The following is a 5,409-nucleotide window of genomic DNA, read 5'->3' as shown; positions in this document are numbered from 1 at the left end:
GGCAGATCCCGCAGGAAATTCTCCACCACCTTCTTCTCGCCGGCCTTGTCGAATTTCACGGTGTATTTCGAGCCATCGGCCTTTTTCACCGTGCCGTAGCCGAACTTGTCGTGGAAGACGCGGTCGCCGGCGCGCCAGGTGCCTTGGGTGTCGGAGCCGCCGCTTTCGATGAGCGTGGCCTTGGCATTGATGGTGGGCGGGGCGGAGCGGCGGCCGGATTGTTGGTTGGCCTGATAGCGTTTCCAGCCGGGGCTGGAATAACTGGATGCCATCGCGTCGGGCTTCTGGCTGACGCTCTCGAAACCGGGGCCGCTGTCATAATAGCCGGTCTCCGAGCGCGCCTCGACATGGTCGACCGGCATTTCGTCGATGAAGCGGCTGGGAATGACCGTCTGCCAGCGTCCATAGATCATGCGATTGGCGGTGAAGGTGATGATGGCACGTTCGCGGGCGCGGGTAATGCCGACATAGGCGAGGCGGCGTTCCTCCTCGAGCGAGCGCGTGCCGCCCTCATCCAGCGAGCGCTGGGAGGGGAAGACGGTCTCTTCCCAGCCGGGCAGGAAGACGAGCGGGAATTCCAGACCCTTGGCGCCGTGCAGCGTCATCAGGGATATCTCGTCCTCATCCGGCTTGCGGTCGGCGTCGGTGAGCAGGGCGACGTGTTCGAGATAGGCTTCCAGCGTGTCGTATTCGCCCATCGAGCGGACGAGTTCCTTGAGGTTTTCCAGCTTGCCGGCGGCCTGGGGTGTCTTGTCCTCGCGCCACATGGCGGTATAGCCGCTCTCGTCGAGAATGATCTCGGCCAGCTCGTCCAGACGGCTTTGTTCAGACTGTTCGCGCCAGCGCTCGACATCGCGCAGGAAGACGCCCAGCGCCGTGCGGGCCTTGCCGCGGATCTCGTCGGTGCCGAGCATGACCCGGGTTGCCTCGGTCATCGGTACGCCCATCGCGCGGGCGGTGACGGCGATCTTCTGGACCGTGGTGTCACCAATGCCGCGCTTGGGCGTGTTGACGATGCGCTCGAAAGCCAGATCGTCTTCCGGTGAGCGGACCAGGCGCAGATAGGCGTGGGCGTCGCGGACCTCGGCGCGCTCGAAGAAGCGCGGTCCGCCGATCACCTTGTAGGGCAGGCCGAGCATGATGAAGCGGTCTTCAAAAGCGCGCATCTGCCAGGCGGCTCGGACCAGGACGGCACTGTCGGAATAGGCACGCTGACCGGAGACCCAGTTCTCGATTTCCTCGGCGACAAAGCGCGCCTCGGCCTCGCCATCCCAGATGCCGCGGACCTGGACTTTCTCGCCATCGGCATCATCGGTCCACAGTGTCTTGCCGAGACGGGAGCGGTTGGCGGCGATCAGGCCGGAGGCCGCACCGAGAATATGTGCGGTCGAGCGATAATTGCGCTCCAGCCGGATCACGGTGGCGCCGGAAAAGTCCTTCTCGAAGCGGAGAATGTTATCGACCTCGGCGCCGCGCCAGCCATAGATCGACTGGTCGTCATCACCCACACAGCAGATATTCCCCGTGCCCTGGGCCAATAGGCGCAGCCAGAGATACTGGGCGACATTGGTGTCCTGATACTCGTCGACGAGGAGATAGCGGAACTTGTCGTGATAAAATTTCAGGACGTCCGGATTGTCCTTGAAAATGTGCAGCGTGTGCAGCAGCAGATCGCCGAAATCACAGGCGTTCAGCGTCTTCAGGCGCGACTGGTAGATGCGGTAGAGGTCCTGACCCCGACCTTCAGCGAAGGCCCATTTGTCGTCCTCGCCAAGCTGCTCTGGCATCAGACCGCGGTTTTTCCAGCCATCGATCAGGCTGGCGAGATGGCGCGGCGTCCAGCGCTTTTCATCGATGTTTTCGGCCTGGATGATCTGCTTCATCAGGCGCAGCTGGTCGTCCGTGTCGAGAATGGTGAAGGAGGATTTCAGATCCACCAGCTCGGCATGGCGGCGCAGGATCTGGGCCGAGACCGAGTGGAAAGTGCCCAGCCAGGGCACGCCCTCGACCGCTTCGCCAATGATCTTGCCGACCCGCTCCTTCATCTCGCGGGCCGCCTTGTTGGTGAAGGTGACGGCGAGAATTTCCCACGGCCGGGCCCGACCGGTGGCAAGGATATGGGCGAGGCGGGTGGTCAGGACGCGGGTCTTGCCGGTGCCGGCGCCGGCCAGCACCAGGACCGGACCGTCCATCGCTTCCACGGCGGAGCGCTGCTCATCATTCAACCCGTCCAGATAGGGCGTCGGCGGCGCGGGTCGCGCCATGTCGGAGATGGAAAGACCGGACATGCAATTCCCTGCTGCTTGGACGGCGGGGGCAACCCCTGTTTGTCGAACCGATTCAATCCGTCATACTGACCTGATTGGCGCCCGATCCCAAGGGAGGGATGTGTGATTGTTCGTTTTTTGTTCGCGATCAGCGGGGGCTTGCAACGGGAGGCTGACATGCATGCCAGAGTTTGGTTGACGGGTTTGAGCGCGCTCGGCCTGGCCGGGTGTGTGACCGCGGCGGAGCGCGAGCCGGATGTGGCAGCGACCGAGCCGGTTGTGGAGTTGGTCACAATGACGCCGATCTTGCAGGGCGTTCAACTCGGCGATGGGCTGAACCTGGAAGTCCGCGCGGCACGAGGTCCGGGAGGCGTGTTCCTGACGGTCCATCTGCCGTTGGGGGAAGCCTTGAGCAGCGGGACGGTGCAGACAATCGTGTTCGAGCCTCGGTTCCCACTTCAGCGTTTGTACCGGGTGGAACTTGACGGCGAGCCTCCGTTTGAACTGGTCGTTGAGCGGGATTTTGGCCTGGTTCAGCAGTGGACTGTGTTTCGGGCAGGCGTATTGACCCGGGACGGGCCAAGCTTCTGGCACAGTAGCTCCGTGCCGCCAGAGCTGATTGATCTGGAGGACCTCGATGCCGAGCTGCTTCTTGATTTCGATCCGGCTGCGTTTGATTGAGTTGGACACGCGGATGGTGTCATTCGCCCGCAGGTCCCCCTCGAGAAATCGTCACGTTCTGAGCCCGGTGAACTCCCGCGTGCGAAAGGCGGTGAATTCCTACTGGTTCGTCGCGTCAGACGGCTGGGCCGGTTTTAAGCGCTCTCGTCTGCCTTGTCCCTGGGCGGCCTGGTCGGCGCATGAGAAAATACTCATTCCCCACGACTTCACACCATGACGCATGCGACGTCCGAAGCGGCGACTCACCCAAAAAGCGCGTCCACATTGGCCTGGGCGGCTTCGTCGTTCAGTTCGTCCTCGCCATCGGGGCTGCCGTGGATGGCGCCGGAGGCGGCTGCGATCAGCGGCTTGATTTCTTCCGTCGCGAGCTGGGCAATCTGGGCGCAGGCGTCCGGACTGGTCGTTTCGCGCAGGACGGACTGGGCGCGCAGGACCTCGCCATCAATCTGCAGGATGAGTGTTTCCAGATGCGCCCGCACCGCTTGTGGCGCGGCGCGATAGGCGAGAATGGCCAGATCCTTGTCCTTGAAGGCGGAATTGGCAAAGTGGCTCGGATAATCCGTCGGGGCCCAGTCGAGCACGTCCTCGGCGCAGTCGGGCATGTCGGGGAGCATTTCCATCAACATGACGACTTCGTTGAAATGATTGAGATAGTCGGTCGCCAGCCCGGTCACGGGATTGATGTTGGCCGCACGCAGGGCCTCGGCCGCCAGCGGGCCGTCCCCGAGCAAAGCGCCTTCCATGTCCAGATTTTCAGCCCCGGTCAGTCTCATATCGCGACCTTATCCGAGACATTCTTTCCAGAGGTATAACCGCGCTGAAGAGAAGGCATCGGGTCAGCGATGTTCTTCTTCGCTGATTTCGGCCAGACTCCGGGCATAGGCAGCCTGGGCGTCGGATTTCGAGATAATGCCAATCACGGCTTGGGCATCCGACCGCTCGCGGACAATGACGCTGTCGATCTGTTCCGCGTCCAGCACCGCGAAGGCCCGTCCCAGCGTGTCGTCCTCATAGAGGCAGGTGCCGTCGGGTACCGATTCCTCGCCCCAGCTTCCCAGGGGTTCCATCACATCGCGCACACGAACGATCTGCAAAACCAGCCGACTGGCCCCGCCGGCTATGTCGTATCCGCGGCGCCGCATCTGCAGCTGGAACAGGGAGCCGCCCAGCGTTGACTGGGACAGGATGGTGGCCAGTGACACGGCGACAAGGACCGCGACCGAGGCTTCGTAGCTGGTGGTCAGTTCGAACACGATCAGGGTGGTTGAGAGCGGCGCGCCGAGCACGGCGCCGGCGACCGCACCCATGCCGATCACGGCGAAAAAGCCTGGCCCGGCGGTCTGGTCGCCGGTCAGGATCGTCAGCGCGATCCCGAAGGCCGAGCCGAGCATGGCCCCCAGATAGAGGGAGGGCGAGAACACCCCGCCCGCAAAGCGGCAGGCCAGGGAGATGATCGTGGCCAGTGTCTTCAGCACGATCAGCACGATCAGCAGGCCGAATGTGTATTCCGTTGCCAGGGCGTTCGAGGTTGCTTCATAGCCGACGCCAAGAATTTCCGGCGCCATCAGGGCCAGGAGGCCGATCGCCAGGCCGCCGGGAATGGGCAGAAGCCAGCTGGGGATGTGAAAGCGCTCGGTCCAGCCGGCGAATAGTGGCGGCAGATGGATGACCCCGCGATTGAACAGGACCGCCAGGCCCGCCGCCGCGACACCGAGCACGGCGGCCGCCGGGAAGTCCCACAGGCTGGCGGCCGCCATTTCCGGGACACCGAAGACGGGGGCCTGTCCGAAATGGTGACGCACGATCAGGGCGCCGACGACGCTGGATGTGGCGACCGGTGCGATCGAGCGCAGCGCGTAATGGCCGAGGACGACTTCAAAGGCGAAAAGCGCCCCGGCAATCGGGGCGTTGAAGCTTGCCGAGACGGCGGCTGCGGCGCCGCAGGCGAGCAGGATCCGCGATCCGCGCGGGGCCATGCCGAACCAGCTGCCCAGCGCCGAGGCGAGGGTGGCGCCAAGATGGACGGCAGGACCTTCGCGGCCGGCACTGGCGCCGCCGCCCAGGGAGACCGCGGACAGGATGGCGGAGTAGAGGCCGGAGCGGACATCGAGCCGGCCCGCTTTCACGGCCCGCGCTTCGAGCACATCGGCGACCCCCAGGCCGCGTGCGTCCGGCGACAGGCCGAAACGGCGCCCGAGGCCCAGCATGGCCGCAATGATGCAGCCGGTGATGACGGGGATCAGGACAAGACGCCAGGCGGGCAGGCTGGCGGCCGTCGAGGCGAGGCGTTCCTCGGTCACTCCGAACGCGGCCTGTTCGACCCAGCCAATACCCAGCCGCAAGCCCAGTGTTGCATAGCCGGCAATGATGCCGACCATGATAGCCAGCCCCAGAAGGGCCGGGCCGCGACCGTCGCGGAAAGCCTGTCCGATCCGGGTGATCACACTGTCCCGCCTCGAAA

4 protein-coding genes are annotated in these 5,409 nt (G+C 64.2%); 1 reads left to right on the top strand and 3 read right to left on the bottom strand.

Annotation, left to right across the window (positions count from 1 at the left end; all coding sequences use genetic code 11):
* The coding region (locus QZ266_RS07435; RefSeq protein ID WP_295693379.1) for an ATP-dependent helicase at positions 1 to 2,288 on the bottom strand (2,288 nt) is incomplete at its 3' end.
* Positions 2,289 to 2,390: 102 nt separating this feature from the next.
* Between QZ266_RS07435 and QZ266_RS07430 the strand changes: the two genes are divergently transcribed.
* A complete protein-coding gene (locus QZ266_RS07430; RefSeq protein WP_295693376.1) occupies positions 2,391 to 2,948 on the top strand; it encodes a hypothetical protein in 558 nt (185 codons plus the stop codon).
* 242 nt (positions 2,949 to 3,190) lie between these two features.
* Here QZ266_RS07430 and QZ266_RS07425 read toward each other — a convergent pair whose 3' ends face one another.
* The gene (locus QZ266_RS07425) at positions 3,191 to 3,721 is read right to left on the bottom strand and encodes a hypothetical protein (RefSeq protein WP_295693373.1); all 531 of its coding nucleotides are present in this window, start codon (positions 3,719 to 3,721) and stop codon (positions 3,191 to 3,193) included.
* A 63-nt stretch (positions 3,722 to 3,784) separates the two neighbouring features.
* Positions 3,785 to 5,409, bottom strand: a 1,625-nt coding sequence (locus tag QZ266_RS07420) for a chloride channel protein (protein WP_295693370.1), incomplete at its 5' end; no start/stop codon positions are given.

This window comes from uncultured Maricaulis sp., from assembly GCF_905480005.1.
Classification (GTDB): domain Bacteria; phylum Pseudomonadota; class Alphaproteobacteria; order Caulobacterales; family Maricaulaceae; genus Maricaulis.
The sequence above is the reverse complement of the archived record's forward strand: the minus strand, read 5'-3'. Positions and strand labels throughout refer to the sequence as shown.

Excerpts from the sequence above, each read along its gene's own strand:
- QZ266_RS07425 (WP_295693373.1), bottom strand. The coding sequence starts at position 3,721 with ATGAGACTGACCGGGGCTGAAAATCTGGACATGGAAGGCGCTTTGCTC.